The sequence below is a fragment of the Atlantibacter sp. MEI4A-1023 genome (assembly GCF_056155425.1).
The window spans coordinates 3,025,062-3,039,414 of sequence record NZ_CM149568.1 but is presented as its reverse complement, the minus strand read 5'-3'; the positions used below and the strand labels follow the sequence as shown (position 1 = coordinate 3,039,414).

Sequence of the window (14,353 nt, the reverse complement as noted above, 5' to 3'; positions counted from 1 at the left end):
TAGTGCTTTTCCAGTAACTGAAACAGCAGATACTCCACTAAGTACGCAAAAGGAATTGATAGCACATTAAGAACTGAAATATTAATGAGTTATGTACTTCTAAAAAGAACAAAAAACGCGATTGGTTCGCTCTGCCAGTGACTGAAAGGAACGCAGCAGTAGAACCAAATCCAGCGAACAGTACTCGCTTGCGGGTACTGTTTAATCATTTTATATATGTATAACAATGTGATAGCTATCAAGTACTCACTGCGTGAGCACTCTCACTAACTACCCGAAACAGTTCGCTTGCTTCGCCGCTACTGCTTTCAGGCAGTTAATTCGCTTTCGCTATTTGGTTGATGTCCGTTTTTTCTCTAAGTATATATTATAAGGGATTATTTTTGGACATGCTGCTGCTTTTCATGTCGGTGTTTCGGACTGAATGTGCATCTCTTTTTTGTACTGCTTTCTGGTATCTGTCCCACATAGCCGTAGTATCGTCAGTACTGAGATCCGCGTTGACAGTACTTGCAAGAAATGCTTTGAATGCCACTAACTCAAGCCCCGGATTATCCTTTTTCCAGCGACTGAAACGCTTCGATTTTGTATCACTCAATGCAGGCAGTCTCTTAACGTTTGTGGCTCCTTTTGGCCTTCCTGATGCCCCCGGTGCTACGTTTTCCAGCACTCCGGGAATATGTTCAATATTTGTACTCAATGATTCAGCCTGCCATTTATCGAACACATAGACAATCTGAGTTGCATCATTGTTGAACTGACGTGATATCCCCCTTAAAGCGAACTGGTGAAGGTTTTCGTACTCTCTTGCCTGATGGATGTCTTCACCTGTAATCTTTAATAGCAATTCACACAGCTTCGCTTCTGTATCGTCTGGACGCATACAGGCTAACCAGACGCATGTATGTCGATCTTTGTAGTCGTTATGCCCCCTCGCATCAGGGCTTATTCTGTAAGCCTTGTGCAGCTTCTGCTTGTCGGTATTGTTGTTCGTCCAGTAGTATTCCTGACCTTCGAGTACTTCAGAGAGGTAAGCATAAACACGCTGAAGTTGACCAGGATTCCTTTCCTTCCATGTCTTTGATAATTTTATATTTTCTGAGAAATAGTATACTTTGAGGCGTTCAGTTAAAGGTACTTTTCGTTGTTGCAGATCATCCAGACTGATTTCTTCAAACAACCCTTGATTTGCCTTATAAATCAATGAGTTTTCGAAGTTTGCTCCCATGAAAGTAACAGGTAATCCGAGATACTTACTGAGATCTTTCCATCCAAGAATGCTCAATTGCACTTTCTCTGGATCGACAAAGTAATCGTTATTCATGATGAAAATATCATTCTCAGCTATAACAGAAAGCTCTTGGGCGATTTTGTTCATTAAATCCCCTTTTACTGCTTTCTTTTTAGCTGTTAAATATCGTTCCTTTTCCTCGTCGACAATCTCATGCTCCTGCATCAGTTCATGATATATAATGTCTTTGATTCTCTGATTATCGTCATTAATATTTTTGAATGAATGAAAATTAGTCACATCATCAAACCAAATCTGCCAATCTTCTAACATTTCAACTGGTATTCTAAAAAATGTTTTATCACTAATGATAAGAACCCGCTCAACTGGTGCTTTGAGGAAATCCAGCACTGTATTAATGACATTTTTACTCCTGGGCATTAAATCACTAATTAGCAATTTGCAGCTATCAAAGTTTTTAGACGTATCTGTTGCAAGTTTCTGCGTATTTTGTACGATAATGAACTTTTCAGTACTGTCTTTCGTTTTAAGTACTTTATTGATATTCTCACATAATTGATATGTTTTACCTGAACCACACTCAGCAGATACATACTTAAACTTGTTATAAATAGTTGTAGGATTAATCATTTGCACATGCTCCATATTGATTAATTTAGAAAGGTCAGCCATTCCTGTGTCTGTCCTTTCGTCGTTTTACTTATTGGTATTTTTGAGTTGTGACGACTACAAAACAATGTTTATAAAAAAGTGAAATAATCAGCTTCACCGTCTAAAAAGCTACAGGTAGTTTCATAATTATTTTCGTACACATCGTAAATTTTAGTTCGTTATCTTCTGTGCCAGAATTAGCAGGCTGAGTTGCTTAATGATTAAGGCTTGGCCTATTGATAAGTAATCTCTTATTTTTTGTTCTGCTCTATGTTGATTTGTGATTTCATCCTTTCGCAATTTGTGGCTGTGTTTGATAACTCTGGTGGGAAATTACCTGTGGCTACCATATAATTATATTCATCTTCTAATTCTTTCCATTTTAATAGGAAAATTTCTTCTTGGTATTCTTTCATTTTCATATAATCACCTTTTATTCTTTTATTAACGCAGGGTTGTTGTCTGCACTCGCATTATACCACATAAAATTAACCCGTTTCATTTTTGTAGTTAATGAAATAGAGTAAAGAGAAGTGCTGTATAAAACACTTATCACATAGTTAGCCTTGCTATATATAAGATAAGTTCTCCCAACTATACTGGAGTCTATTTATTTCATCAGATACTGTTGTTTTTTATGCATTACAATGTCGGATTCTTGGTTCCAAATAAATCGAGCAACTATTAGTGTTTCAAAATAAAGTTTGGAACTGTTAATTAATTCATATGAGGTACAAAATGGGGTACTCGGTGGGGTACAGCGTGTATAAGTGACGTCACCACTGGTAAACTTGCGTCGGCGAGCAATTTAACCTAAGCTCGCAAAAATTAAGAGAAATGTAATCAACTTGACTCGGGGTGCCCTTCTTTGTGAAGGCTGAGAAATACCCGTACCACCTGATCTGGATAATGCCAGCGTAGGGAAGTCAGATACCTGCCGGGTATCCCTTCTTCACAGCCTGGCAGGAGCGAAACATGCAACCTGACCTGCTTTCCCCCGCGCATACCGCGCACGTCGCCAGCCTGCTGGCCGCACATTCTCCACTCATTCACTGTCTTACCAATCAAGTCGTGCAGTCTTTTACTGCCAACGTGCTGCTCGCCGTAGGCGCCTCTCCCGCTATGGTGGTGGATCACGAAGAAGCGCTGGCGTTTAGCGCCATTGCCGATGCGCTGCTGATCAATATCGGCACGCTGACCCGCGAACAGGCGCTGGCGATGCGGGCGGCGATTGATGGCGCTAACCGCGCGGGCAAACCCTGGACGCTCGACCCGGTTGCCGTAGGCCCGCTGGCGTTTCGCAGCCGCTTTGCCCGGGAGATCCTTGCGCAGAAACCTGGGGCTATCCGCGGCAACGCTTCGGAAATCCTCGCGCTGGCGGGGAATGGCGCAGGCGGGCGCGGCGTGGATACCACCCAGGGCGCGCAGGAAGCGTTAAGCGCGGCCTGCGAACTGGCCCGGCAAACCGGAACGGTAGTGGCGGTGACTGGCGAGGTGGATTACGTCACTGATGGCGAGCGTACCCTGGCGGTTACCGGCGGCGACCCGCTGATGACGCGGGTGGTAGGCACCGGCTGCGCCTTATCGGCGGTGGTCGCGGCAGCCTGCGCCTTGCCGGGTTCGCGGCTGGACAACGTCGCGGCGGCCTGCGGGATTTTTGCTCAGGCCGGCAAGCGGGCGGCTACGCAATGCCAGGGGCCGGGCAGCTTTCCGGCCGCTTTTCTCGACGCGCTGTCTCTCCTGCACAAGGAGGCGGCACGATGAAACGCATTAACGCATTGACTATTGCCGGTACCGATCCCAGCGGCGGCGCGGGTATCCAGGCAGATTTAAAAACCTTCTCCGCGCTGGGAGCCTATGGCGCGACGGTGATCACCGCGCTGGTGGCGCAAAACACCTGCGGTGTGCAGTCGGTTTATCGCATCGAGCCGCATTTCGTGGCAGCGCAGCTTGATTCCGTGTTTAGCGACTTACGCATCGATACCGTGAAAATCGGCATGCTGGCGGAAACGGATATCGTCGATGCCGTGGCCGAACGGCTGGCGCACTACCGGGTCGCCAACGTAGTGCTGGACACGGTGATGCTGGCGAAGAGCGGGGATCCGCTGCTGTCACCATCGGCGGTGGCGACCCTGCGCGAGCGGTTATTGCCCCACGTTGCGCTGATCACGCCAAACTTACCTGAAGCCGCCGCGCTGCTGGATGCGCCCCATGCCCGCAACGAGCAGGAGATGCACCATCAGGGTGAAGCGCTGCTGGCACTCGGCTGTGAAGCGGTGCTGATGAAAGGCGGTCATCTCGACGACCCGGAAAGCCCCGACTGGCTGTTTACGCGCGATGGCGCAACACGCTTTACCGCACCGCGCATCGCCACTAAAAACACCCACGGCACCGGCTGTACGCTGTCGGCGGCGCTGGCGGCGTTGCGCCCGCGCCATCAAAACTGGGCGGATACGGTGGTGGAAGCCAAAGCCTGGCTGTCGGCGGCGCTGGCGGCGGCGGACTCGCTGGAAGTGGGTCAGGGCATCGGCCCGGTTCATCATTTTCACGCCTGGTGGTAATGCGCTTCGTCTAAGTGATTGCTGTTAAGGTAGTTTTTCATTCTGTGAGCTGAAAGGATACAGGCGAAAAATGCGCCAGATGGTGGAAAATTACCCGTTTGCGTATCAGACTTAGTGCTGCCCGCGCCCTTGCGGGCAGGGAACTTCTCACCTCACAGAGGACCTTACGGGAGCGTATTATGACTGATATTGCGCAGTTGCTTGGCAAAGAGGCCGATAGCCTGTTACAGCATCGTTGTATGACCATTCCGGCAGACAATCTTTACCTGCCCGGCGCGGATTATGTCGACCGAGTGATGGTTGACAACAACCGCCCGCCTGCGGTGCTGCGAAACATGCAAACCCTTTACAACACCGGGCGGCTGGCAGGGACGGGCTACCTGTCTATTCTGCCGGTTGACCAGGGCGTAGAGCATTCGGCAGGTGCCTCGTTTGCTGCCAACCCGCTCTATTTCGATCCGAAGAACATCGTTGAACTGGCGATTGAAGCGGGCTGTAACTGTGTTGCGTCAACCTATGGCGTGCTGGCCTCGGTGTCGCGCCGCTATGCCCACCGCATTCCGTTTTTGGTGAAGCTTAACCACAACGAAACCCTGAGCTACCCGAATACCTATGACCAGACGCTGTACGCTAGCGTCGAACAGGCTTTTAATCTCGGTGCGGTTGCCGTCGGCGCAACCATCTATTTTGGCTCTGAAGAGTCGCGTCGCCAGATTGAAGAAATTTCGGCGGCGTTTGAACGTGCTCATGAGCTGGGTATGGTGACGGTGCTGTGGGCCTATCTGCGTAACGCCGGCTTCAAGAAAGACGGCGTTGATTACCACGTCAGCGCCGATTTAACCGGTCAGGCCAACCATCTGGCGGCCACCATCGGCGCGGATATCGTGAAGCAGAAGATGGCGGAAAATAACGGCGGCTATAAAGCGGTGAATTATGGTTATACCGACGAGCGCGTCTACAGCAAATTAACCAGCGATAATCCTATCGACTTGGTGCGTTATCAGCTGGCGAACTGCTATATGGGGCGTGCCGGATTAATAAATTCCGGCGGCGCGTCGGGCGGCGAAGCCGATTTAACGGATGCGGTGAAAACGGCGGTGATTAATAAGCGTGCCGGAGGCATGGGATTAATTCTGGGGCGTAAAGCCTTTAAGAAATCCATGGCCGACGGCGTGAAGTTAATTAACGCCGTTCAGGATGTATATCTGGATGGTAAAGTGACCATCGCCTGATAAAGGGTATCAACCGGGCGGTGCGCATTATCCGCCCGGTTATCTGTCATTATTAAATGTTCACGCCTCTTTCCATCAAATAGTGCTGATTTATTCTTAAGTGAGCCATTTAAGAAAAATAATTTTTACTATGCCAGTCATTATGGGAACGCCTGTTCCTGATTAAATATCATTTAAATCAACTTATTAACCTGCAATGGATTGCCATATAAGACGGTTATTCTTAATTAAGCCCTGCCATAAATAGCCTTAATAAAATAAAGGTTTAAATCCGTAAGAAAATTCCTATTATAAAACCAGCACCAGGGGAAATTGATATTAACAGAAACGCCAGGTTTTATTTATCTGCATTTGAACGGTGCTGTCGATCAATGGCGCTGCATATCACTCATCAATAAGCAGAGCCGCTATTTACATACAAGGAATACCAATGAAAAACATGAATGTTTTAAAAAAAGGATTCGCGCTGACGGGCGTGATGAGTTTATTCGCGGCCTGTTCAGCCATGGCTGATTCAGCAAACACCATTACTTTTCGGGGTGAAGTAACAGAGCAAACCTGTTCCGTTACCGTTAATGGTTCAGCCGCGCGTCCGGTGGTCCTGCTGCCGACGGTGAATAAAAGCGAACTGAGCGACCCGGCGGATACCGCAGGGCTGACGACGTTCACCATGGGCGTGAGCGGCTGCACGACGGGCCCCTCAGATATGCAGCTTAAAACGCTGTTTATCGGCACCAATGTAACAGCCAGCGGCAATTTAGCGAATACCGGCGACGCACAAAATGTTGAACTGCAACTGATGACAGACAGCACTGCCTCTATGGCAATCGATCTCCGCGCCATGCAGGCCGTTGACGGCATTGTCCTGCGCGCGGGTGAGACCGCTGGCGAGCACGATTTTGCGGTTCAGTACTTCACGCCAACCGGCAGCGCCACGGCAGGTACGGTGGTGAGCGCGGTGCAGTACGCCATCTCTTATCTTTAAGACGTAAGCAAGGAGCAGGGTGATGAATCCAGGGAGAGGTCTGCTGTTGTGGGGGCTGTTGCTGACCAGCTTTACCAGTTTAGCGAGCGTGGTAATGACCGGAAACCGGGTGATTTACCCGTCATCGGCACGTGAAGTCAGCGTCCAGCTAACCAATCAGGATGCCTTTCCGAATGTCGTTCAGGCGTGGGTGGATGAAGGGGATGAATCCTCCACGCCGCAATCGGCGCGTGCGCCCTTTATGCTCACGCCGCCGATGTTTCGCCTTGCTCCGCACAGTGGGCACACGCTACGGCTGCGCTATACCGGCACGGCGGGCGCGACCGATCGCGAATCGCTTTACTGGCTTAATATTCTCCAAATCCCCCCGAGCGAGACGAATCAGACTAAAAACCAGTTGCTGGTGGTGCTGAAAACCCGCGTTAAGGTGCTGGTTCGCCCCGCATCGCTCAAGGGGAATCCGGCAAAAATGGAGGCCAGCACCCGCATCTGGCTGGAAGACCAGGGCCAGAAACGCTTTCTGAATCTACACAACGACAGCGGCTATTACCTGGCGCTCTCAAGCCTGAATCTGGCGGGGCCTGCCAGCAAAGCACAGCTCGTTTCACGGACCGTAGCGCCTTTCGAAACGCTACGCGTACCGGTCACGCTCAACCGTATCGCGCCTGACGCCACCATGACGTGGATTAACGATCAGGGCGCGGTAGTGACGCGCCCGGTGACGGCTGCCCGTCAGGCCGATTAATCATGAAACTGGCAAAAATCGCCGCCTGCGTACTGCTGGGTGTGATGAATAACGCGTATGCAAAAGCCGCCGCCGGGCAGGATCAGGGTTTTACTTTCGACGCATCGCTGTTTTTAGGCAGCGGTTATGGTGAAGGTATTGAACGTTTTAACCAGGAAAACACCGTGGCGGCGGGCCGTTACAGCGTAGATATCTGGCTGAATAATCAATTTATCCGGCAGGATGAGATCCCGTTTCAAACGCTGCCGTCCGGCGATGTGGTCCCGTGCCTTAGCGCGGCATTCTGGGAAAGCCAGGGGGTTGCCGTTAAGCAGGATAGCGATATGAATTGCCTGTATCCGCAGGCAGCGGTGGACGGCGCGCGCTGGGATCTGGCGCTCGCGGAACTCAAGTTATCGCTGTTTGTGCCGCAGGCTGCGCTGCGTAAAGGCCCGGCGGATGCGGTGCCCGTTGCGCAATGGAATGCCGGGGAAAGCGTGTTGTTCACCAACTACAACGCTAATTATTACAGCAGTAGCGGCCACGGCAACCGCAGCGATTACGGCTGGCTGGGGCTGAATTCCGGCATCAATCTGGGCTTATGGCAGTTCCGCCAGCAGTCCTCGGCCAGTATCAGCCGCTATAACGATCGGCAAACTCAGAAATGGGACAACCTGCAAACCTGGGTGCAGCGCCCGATTGCTGCGTTGGGCAGTACGTTAACCCTGGGCGAAAGCTATACCGCCGGGAATTTGCTGGGCAGTGTGGCCTTTACCGGCGTCAAACTCCAGACCGATGAGCGGATGCAGCCACTCTCGCGGCGCGGCTACGCGCCGGAAATCCGCGGCACCGCAGGAAGCCCGGCGCGCGTCGTGGTCAGCCAAAATGGCCGCAAGATCTATGAAACCAGCGTGCCGGAAGGGCCGTTCCTGATCGATAACCTGGCGAATACCGCCTGGGAAGGTGATTTACAGGTCGATGTGATTGAAGCGCAAGGCAAGCGCAGCCAGTTCACCGTGCCGTTTGCCTCGGTGCCGCTTTCGATGCGCCCCGGCACGTGGCGTTACAGCAGTGTACTGGGCGCAGCGCGAGACTATCCGCATGTGAATAACCGTTTTGCGGATTTTACGCTGGAACACGGCTGGTCAAACACCCTGACGCTCAACGCCGCCGCCCGGGCGGGAGACGATTACCAGGCGCTGGTGGTGGGGGGCGTGGTGGCGACCCGTTTTGGGGCTTTCGGCAGCGACGTCACCGCGTCTCGCGCCAAAATCGCCGGTCAAACCGAACAGGGCTGGCGCTGGCAAACCCACTGGAGCCGCACCTTTGCGCCAACCGGCACCCACGTGGCGCTGGCGGGATATCGCTATTCCACCGCAGGTTATCGCGATTTCAGCGATGTGTTGGCGCAACGCCGCTGGCAGCATGACGCCAGTTGGCGCTCCGATTCCCTGAATCAGCGTAACCAGTTTACCGCCACGCTCAACCAGTCACTGGGCGATCTCGGCAACCTGTGGTTTTCCGGCTCGATGATGGACTACTACGATGACCGGGGCCGCTCGACGCAGTTGCAGATGGGCTACTCCACACAAATTGGCCGGGCGAACCTGAATTTCACCGTCAGCCGCCAGCAATCCTGGTGGATGACGCGCAGTGGCGACGCCCGTGAGCGGTTGCGTGACGGGCAGAAGGAAAATCTGTTTACCCTGACGCTCTCATTGCCGCTCAATTTTGGCGAGCGCGACCATTATGTTTCCTGGTCTGCCAGCCGGTCCCGGCAGGCCGGGGCATCCAGCCAGGTATCGTTAACCGGCCCGCTGGATGAGAAAGAGACGCTCAGTTATGCCGTATCTGCGGGCTGGCAACAGGGGAAAGACGGCAACGCCGCCCAGAATAACTGGAGCGCAACGCTACAAAAGATGAGCAATTTCGGCACCCTGAACGGCAGCTATGCCCGGGCGTCGAATTATCAGCAGTGGTCCGGCGGCGTGCGCGGCGCGGCGGTGCTCCACGGCGGCGGGCTGACGACCGGGCCGTGGCTCGGCGAAACCTTTGCTTTAATCGAGGCCGATGGCGCACAGGGCGCGCGCATTGCCAGCACCCAAAATGCGGTGGTCGACAGTCATGGCTATGCGCTGGTGCCGTCTCTGACGCCGTATCGTTACAACACCATTAGCCTTGATAGCCAGGCGCTGGATAACCAGACCGAATTGCAGGAAAGCCAGCAGCGCATCGTGCCCTGGGCCGGGGCGGCCGTGAAGCTGACGTTTGCCACCCTACAGGGCCATGCGCTGATCGTGTCCCTGAAGCCGGAAAGCGCGCAGGGCGTGGTTCTGGGCGCGGATGTCAAAGACAGCCAGGGCGCGATCGTTGGCATGGTGGGACAGGGGCTTCAGGCCTATGCGCGCGTTGCACAACCGCAAGGGCGCATCACTATCGGGCGTGACGGCGGTAAGGCGTGCGTGGTGGCTTATCGCCTTACGCCAGCGCAATTAAACCAACCGCTTATTCCATTAACCGGAGCCTGTGAATCGCCATGAAAAAATTGTTAACCGGCACGCTGTTGATGGCGGTATCAGGAGCCGCGACGGGTGCCTGCGAATACATTATCTATCCCTACAGCGCCAGCGCATCCGGGGCCATCGGCACTCACCGGCTGAGCAGCCCCAGCGACGGTATCGGCAGCAACTGGCGCGGGACGGCGGCGAATGATGCCCAGAATGGCCTACTGCCTGGACTGTCGACATCAATCGACATCTCCAGCAACCACACTTTCCAGCCACCTGGCACGATTTTGTCATCGGCAGGGGGCATCCCCTATACCGTTTTCGCCCATCGGGGCGGCTACGATCCTGAGCAGGTCTTTTTCCGCTGTACGCCCGACACCGCCGGGCAACTGTTCGAAGCCTGGTCCACCAATGGCGATGACGCTTACGGCGGTATGTATGAAGCCACCGATGTGCCCAACGCTTACCTGACGCTGGCGAAAAACGTGGCGTTGCGCCTGACGCATGAAGAAACCGGTTTACCTTTTCGCAGCGAATGGCAACAACGGGCAATGACTAATCTGGATACCGATGCCAATGGCAACTTCCTGATTAAAGCCAAAAACTTCTCGCCGATCCGCGCGGAACTGATTAAAACGGCGGACGAGCGTTATTACGCCAATACCGCCGCCAGCTTTAATTACAACGCCGTGGTAACCCCGACCGGCTATCAGGTGTTTCGTGGACCGGGCACGTTAAGCTGGAGCATTAAGATTGGTGAAAAGCACTATGGCGGCAACTGGTCGGGCTGGCCCAACGACTGGCCAGGTATCGTTTCGCTGTACAGCAATGGCATTGTGGTGCGGCGTTCGGCAATCTGCCAGATCCAGGATTTTACGCCGCTGGTGTTGTTCACCAAAATAACCGTTGCGGAACTGAACGCAGGCGCTTCACGCAGCACCAACTTTACGCTTAACTTCGCCTGCGAATCCGCCGTTGTTTCCGGCGTGGCGACCAATAAAAACAACGTTGCGCTGGGCTTTTTAGCCCCCGCCAGTAGCGTAGCGGCCGCCCGCGGTTTCAACCTGGTTAGCGGCAGCGCGGTCACCTGGTTACTGGATGAAAACTACGGCGAGGCGGGACATGCGAAAGGCGTTGGCGTGCGGATATACCGCAACGGTAGCCCGATGAATTTCCTGACCACCGATACCTCGGGTACGGGCAGCGCGGGTGGCTGGACCCCTGTTTTCGCCGGGGCGCAGTCCCTGACCAGCAGCCAGAACGGCGTGAATTACTATCAAGAAACGTTTGAGGCGCGGCTGGGGAGTTTTGGTGCCGATGCCCTGAGTGCCGGAACCTATCAATCTCATGCTCAAATTCTGTTACGTCTTCAGTAGCCTGATGGCGCTGTGCCTGCTGGTTAACGCAACCGGACACAGTGCGGTAAACGTCAACGCCTCGCGGGTGATTTTCAACCAGGGGGCGGCGCAAGCGGCGGTGGATCTGATCAACGACGGCGATTACCCGGTGGTGGTGCAGGCCTGGGTGGACGACGGCGATCCGCGTAACACCCCGGATAGCGCAAAAGCGCCGTTTGTGGTGTTACCGCCCGTGTTTCGGTTGAATATCGGGGAAAGCAAGTCGCTGCGTATATTGACCCACGGCAGCGGACTGCCTGCCGATCGTGAGTCGTTATTCTGGCTGAATCTTTATCAAATCCCCCCGGAAAGCCGCACAGAACCGGCTGGGGAAAAGCTGCGGCTGGCATTACGTACCCAGTTAAAAGTCATGTGGCGGCCTAAAGGCGTCGGTCCGCTTGATCGGAAAACAGTCGAAAAGCTGGTGTTTTATCGCCAGTCTGGTTCTATAGTCGCCATCAATGAATCATCATGGAACATTTCTCTTATGGATGTTCGGTATTCAAAATATTCATCACGTGGAATGGTGATTCCACCGTTCTCGCGAGCCGTAATAATGACAGCCATGTCTCCTGAGCCGTCGCAAAATAAGATAAACTTCTCGGTAATTAACGATGACGGCAATACGTGGGATTTTACGGCTCCCGTAAAGTGATCCCGCGTCTGGCGCTATTGTTATAGAAAACGATTTGCTAATCAGGGATTAAGATGACACAGGTCTATTTACTTAATGGAACCGTGGCCTTCTGGCCGCAAAAACATAAACTCGTCTCACAGGTAGAGGAGGGGAAAACGCTTGCCCTCAGTAATCCTGCCAGCCGCTGCCTGGATTTACTAATACGCCATCATGGCGAAGTCATATTACGCGACACTTTTTTTCAGCAGGTATGGATCAATAATGGCGCGCAAGTCACCAACAATACGTTCTACCAAAATATCTCATTGTTACGCCGGGCTTTTAAGGAATTTGGCTTGAATGAGGAATGGATTGTTACCGTCCCTAAGGTCGGTATCAAACTGGAATCCCAACTGCAAATTGATACGTGTGAAGAAGATGAGCCGGTTCCGCCGGCTGCCGAGCTCGCGCGCAGTACACCCACCACGGCGGAAGCCACAAAACCTCCGGGGCTGTGGGGCAGGGTTTTCGCCGCACTGGTTGCCGCAGCCGTCTGCGCTGGAGTGGGATTCTTTACCTGGCGGAGTACCCTCGATCTGCGTTTTCAGCACTATATCCTGCTGGAGAATCTTAACGGCTGCCATTTTTTTGGTAATCCAGATACCGTCGATTATAAAAAACATCAGCAATTTTCCCGCAATTTTACGCAGGATTGCCGTACCCGGCCCTGGGTATATTTATCTGCCTATAACAATTTTTCGCGAATGTCGGTATTAAGTTGCCGCAACGCTTTTCATCTGTGGGGAAAAAATCAGTGCGTCATGCGCTATATATTTACGAGTACTAAAAATGACAATGCGTAATATTTTTATTCCATTGAGTAGCCTAATTTTTCTGGCAATCGTTACGGCGGGATCGGTCTATGGTTGGCAATACTGGCAGCGCGAACATTTTAATTGTCTTGGCGAAACGCTTATTGAACGACCGCCGATGAAAGCCAGTATGGCGGTGAAATATATATTTAACGGCGACACCGGTGTAGCGGTATTGCGCGGTGAAATTCAGCCAGAGAACGCGCCGGCGATAGCGGTGAACCATAATGTGTTTTTTAATTTTACCCGCAAAGGGAATGATTATTTCCTGATTTCAAAGGAAGTCACTTCATCAACGGGCAGCAGTACCGACGGAGCGGTGCTGGAAGCGACGCTGCCGCAGTTTTATCTTCATCCTGGGGTGACGTTTTACCTGAATATCACCAAAGTCAGTCACGACGGCTGGATGTTCTTTACCAGCCGTACGCCGTCTTTGTATTGTCGGGGTTAGCGTAACAGCGGGCAATCCGGCGGCAGCCGACATAGCAGCGCGCCGGGCTTCACTTCCAGGCGGAACTGCTGGCCGCTGAGGGGTTCGCCGTCCAGGTTAAAAGTCATTTCGTGCGGCGAGGTGATTTCAAACCACGAAGAAATGCCGTCCACAATATTCGGGCTGTCGTCCGGGCGGGTAAGGGTGGTGAACAGCGCGGGCAGCAGCTCGTCGCCGGTAAAAATCCGCACCCGCAGTTGCCCGTCATTAATCAGGGCATCCGGGCAAAGCTGTTGACCGCCCCCCGCCTGACGCCCGTTGCCGAAGCCAATAACCAACGCATCGCCCTGCCACTGGAAATTTTCGCCGCGAATTTCACAGCGGTCCGGTTGCAGGGTATCCATGCGCAACAGGCCATGCAGCAAATAGGAGACGCTACCCAGCGCGGCTTTTAACCTTTCCGGCGTTTCGGTGGTGATGCGGGTGCCGAAGCCGCCCGTCGCCATATTGATAAACGCCGCTTCGCTGTTTACCTCAACCAGATCGATGGGTGTTGCTTTACCGGCAATGGCGAGTTTTAGCGCTTTATCCAACTCATCCGGTATGCCGGTGCTGGTGGCGAAATCATTGGCCGTGCCAAGCGGCACGATACCGAGTGCCGGACGTACGGCCGTATCGATACGTGAAAGCGCAGTTGCCACTTCATTAATGGTGCCGTCGCCGCCGCCTGCGATCACCGTTTCCACACCCAGCGTCACCGCTTCATTGACGAAGCGTTCAGCATCGCCTTTTTCCCACGTCACGCGAACATGCAGGGTAATGCCTTCTTCACGCAGCAGTTTAACTGCGCTTCGCAACAGGTCATTGCCTGCGCCTTTACCATTAAGAACCATCAGTGAAGCGGGGATGCTGTCCATGGGGTGTCCTGAAGTGAGTCAATCTTCAGGAAGTGTATCCTGGATAATAAAATTGCGTGTCAGAACGCACCGAAAGAGGAAGAAAAAAATAAGCCTGCGTAAGGGAGATTACGCAGGCTAAGGAGGTGGTTCCTGGTACAACTAGCATTTATGGGTTATGTTTTTCAGCGAAACGAATCATACCCGGATCGTTCGTAGCGGTATGTGAT

General features: G+C 52.8%; 13 protein-coding genes and 1 riboswitch. Of the genes, 10 read left to right on the top strand and 3 right to left on the bottom strand.

Annotated elements, in window-relative coordinates:
• Nucleotides 1-367: 367 nt before the first annotated feature.
• Both ACVV26_RS14560 and ACVV26_RS14555 read right to left on the bottom strand, forming a co-directional pair.
• The gene (locus ACVV26_RS14560) at nucleotides 368-1,924 is read right to left on the bottom strand and encodes a type III restriction endonuclease subunit R (protein WP_474797899.1); all 1,557 of its coding nucleotides are present in this window, start codon (nucleotides 1,922-1,924) and stop codon (nucleotides 368-370) included.
• Between the two features lie 230 nt (nucleotides 1,925-2,154).
• Nucleotides 2,155-2,325, bottom strand: a complete 171-nt coding sequence (locus ACVV26_RS14555; RefSeq protein ID WP_474797897.1) for a hypothetical protein — start codon at nucleotides 2,323-2,325, stop codon at nucleotides 2,155-2,157.
• Nucleotides 2,326-2,747: 422 nt separating this feature from the next.
• Nucleotides 2,748-2,844: riboswitch (TPP riboswitch) on the top strand.
• A gap of 34 nt (nucleotides 2,845-2,878) precedes the next feature.
• Between ACVV26_RS14555 and thiM the strand changes: the two genes are divergently transcribed.
• The 10 genes from thiM (at nucleotide 2,879) to ACVV26_RS14505 (ending at nucleotide 13,248) form a co-directional block, all read left to right on the top strand.
• Complete coding sequence (thiM, locus tag ACVV26_RS14550; RefSeq protein WP_474797895.1) at nucleotides 2,879-3,667, top strand: hydroxyethylthiazole kinase; 789 nt, start codon at nucleotides 2,879-2,881, stop codon at nucleotides 3,665-3,667.
• Nucleotides 3,664-4,464: a bifunctional hydroxymethylpyrimidine kinase/phosphomethylpyrimidine kinase gene (thiD, locus tag ACVV26_RS14545; protein ID WP_474797893.1), complete on the top strand. Its 801-nt coding sequence runs from the start codon at nucleotides 3,664-3,666 to the stop codon at nucleotides 4,462-4,464. The genes thiM and thiD overlap by 4 nt, the downstream gene beginning before the upstream one ends.
• Before the next feature lie 179 nt (nucleotides 4,465-4,643).
• The gene (gene fbaB, locus ACVV26_RS14540; RefSeq protein ID WP_474797891.1) at nucleotides 4,644-5,696 is read left to right on the top strand and encodes a class I fructose-bisphosphate aldolase; all 1,053 of its coding nucleotides are present in this window, start codon (nucleotides 4,644-4,646) and stop codon (nucleotides 5,694-5,696) included.
• 430 nt (nucleotides 5,697-6,126) lie between these two features.
• Complete coding sequence (locus tag ACVV26_RS14535) at nucleotides 6,127-6,681, top strand: fimbrial protein (RefSeq protein ID WP_474797889.1); 555 nt, start codon at nucleotides 6,127-6,129, stop codon at nucleotides 6,679-6,681.
• A gap of 22 nt (nucleotides 6,682-6,703) precedes the next feature.
• Nucleotides 6,704-7,426 carry a fimbrial biogenesis chaperone gene (locus tag ACVV26_RS14530; RefSeq protein WP_474797887.1) on the top strand — a complete coding sequence of 241 codons (723 nt, stop codon included), beginning with the start codon at nucleotides 6,704-6,706 and terminating at the stop codon, nucleotides 7,424-7,426.
• A 2-nt stretch (nucleotides 7,427-7,428) separates the two neighbouring features.
• On the top strand, nucleotides 7,429-9,945 hold the full coding sequence (locus ACVV26_RS14525; protein ID WP_474797884.1) for a fimbria/pilus outer membrane usher protein: 2,517 nt from the start codon (nucleotides 7,429-7,431) through the stop codon (nucleotides 9,943-9,945).
• Complete coding sequence (locus ACVV26_RS14520) at nucleotides 9,942-11,288, top strand: fimbrial protein (protein ID WP_474797882.1); 1,347 nt, start codon at nucleotides 9,942-9,944, stop codon at nucleotides 11,286-11,288. The genes ACVV26_RS14525 and ACVV26_RS14520 overlap by 4 nt, the downstream gene beginning before the upstream one ends.
• Entirely contained in the window at nucleotides 11,260-11,964 is a 705-nt protein-coding gene (locus ACVV26_RS14515) for a fimbrial biogenesis chaperone (RefSeq protein ID WP_474797880.1), read from the top strand. Before ACVV26_RS14520 ends, ACVV26_RS14515 begins: the two co-directional genes overlap by 29 nt.
• A gap of 53 nt (nucleotides 11,965-12,017) precedes the next feature.
• Nucleotides 12,018-12,788 carry a winged helix-turn-helix domain-containing protein gene (locus tag ACVV26_RS14510; protein WP_474797878.1) on the top strand — a complete coding sequence of 257 codons (771 nt, stop codon included), beginning with the start codon at nucleotides 12,018-12,020 and terminating at the stop codon, nucleotides 12,786-12,788.
• Nucleotides 12,775-13,248 (top strand): YqeJ family protein, encoded by a 474-nt coding sequence (locus tag ACVV26_RS14505; protein ID WP_474797876.1) that lies wholly within the window; start codon nucleotides 12,775-12,777, stop codon nucleotides 13,246-13,248. Before ACVV26_RS14510 ends, ACVV26_RS14505 begins: the two co-directional genes overlap by 14 nt.
• Here ACVV26_RS14505 and yegS read toward each other — a convergent pair.
• Nucleotides 13,245-14,144: a lipid kinase YegS gene (gene yegS / locus ACVV26_RS14500; RefSeq protein ID WP_474797874.1), complete on the bottom strand. Its 900-nt coding sequence runs from the start codon at nucleotides 14,142-14,144 to the stop codon at nucleotides 13,245-13,247. The genes ACVV26_RS14505 and yegS overlap by 4 nt on opposite strands.
• Nucleotides 14,145-14,353 lie beyond the last annotated feature (209 nt).

Bases quoted from the DNA above. Each gene is read 5' to 3' on its own strand.
- ACVV26_RS14560 (WP_474797899.1), bottom strand. From the start codon at position 1,924: ATGGCTGACCTTTCTAAATTAATCAATATGGAGCATGTGCAAATGATT.
- ACVV26_RS14555 (WP_474797897.1), bottom strand. From the start codon at position 2,325: ATGAAAATGAAAGAATACCAAGAAGAAATTTTCCTATTAAAATGGAAA.
- thiM (WP_474797895.1), top strand. From the start codon at position 2,879: ATGCAACCTGACCTGCTTTCCCCCGCGCATACCGCGCACGTCGCCAGC.
- thiD (WP_474797893.1), top strand. From the start codon at position 3,664: ATGAAACGCATTAACGCATTGACTATTGCCGGTACCGATCCCAGCGGC.
- fbaB (WP_474797891.1), top strand. From the start codon at position 4,644: ATGACTGATATTGCGCAGTTGCTTGGCAAAGAGGCCGATAGCCTGTTA.
- ACVV26_RS14535 (WP_474797889.1), top strand. From the start codon at position 6,127: ATGAAAAACATGAATGTTTTAAAAAAAGGATTCGCGCTGACGGGCGTG.
- ACVV26_RS14530 (WP_474797887.1), top strand. From the start codon at position 6,704: ATGAATCCAGGGAGAGGTCTGCTGTTGTGGGGGCTGTTGCTGACCAGC.
- ACVV26_RS14525 (WP_474797884.1), top strand. From the start codon at position 7,429: ATGAAACTGGCAAAAATCGCCGCCTGCGTACTGCTGGGTGTGATGAAT.
- ACVV26_RS14520 (WP_474797882.1), top strand. From the start codon at position 9,942: ATGAAAAAATTGTTAACCGGCACGCTGTTGATGGCGGTATCAGGAGCC.
- ACVV26_RS14515 (WP_474797880.1), top strand. From the start codon at position 11,260: ATGCTCAAATTCTGTTACGTCTTCAGTAGCCTGATGGCGCTGTGCCTG.
- ACVV26_RS14510 (WP_474797878.1), top strand. From the start codon at position 12,018: ATGACACAGGTCTATTTACTTAATGGAACCGTGGCCTTCTGGCCGCAA.
- ACVV26_RS14505 (WP_474797876.1), top strand. From the start codon at position 12,775: ATGACAATGCGTAATATTTTTATTCCATTGAGTAGCCTAATTTTTCTG.
- yegS (WP_474797874.1), bottom strand. From the start codon at position 14,144: ATGGACAGCATCCCCGCTTCACTGATGGTTCTTAATGGTAAAGGCGCA.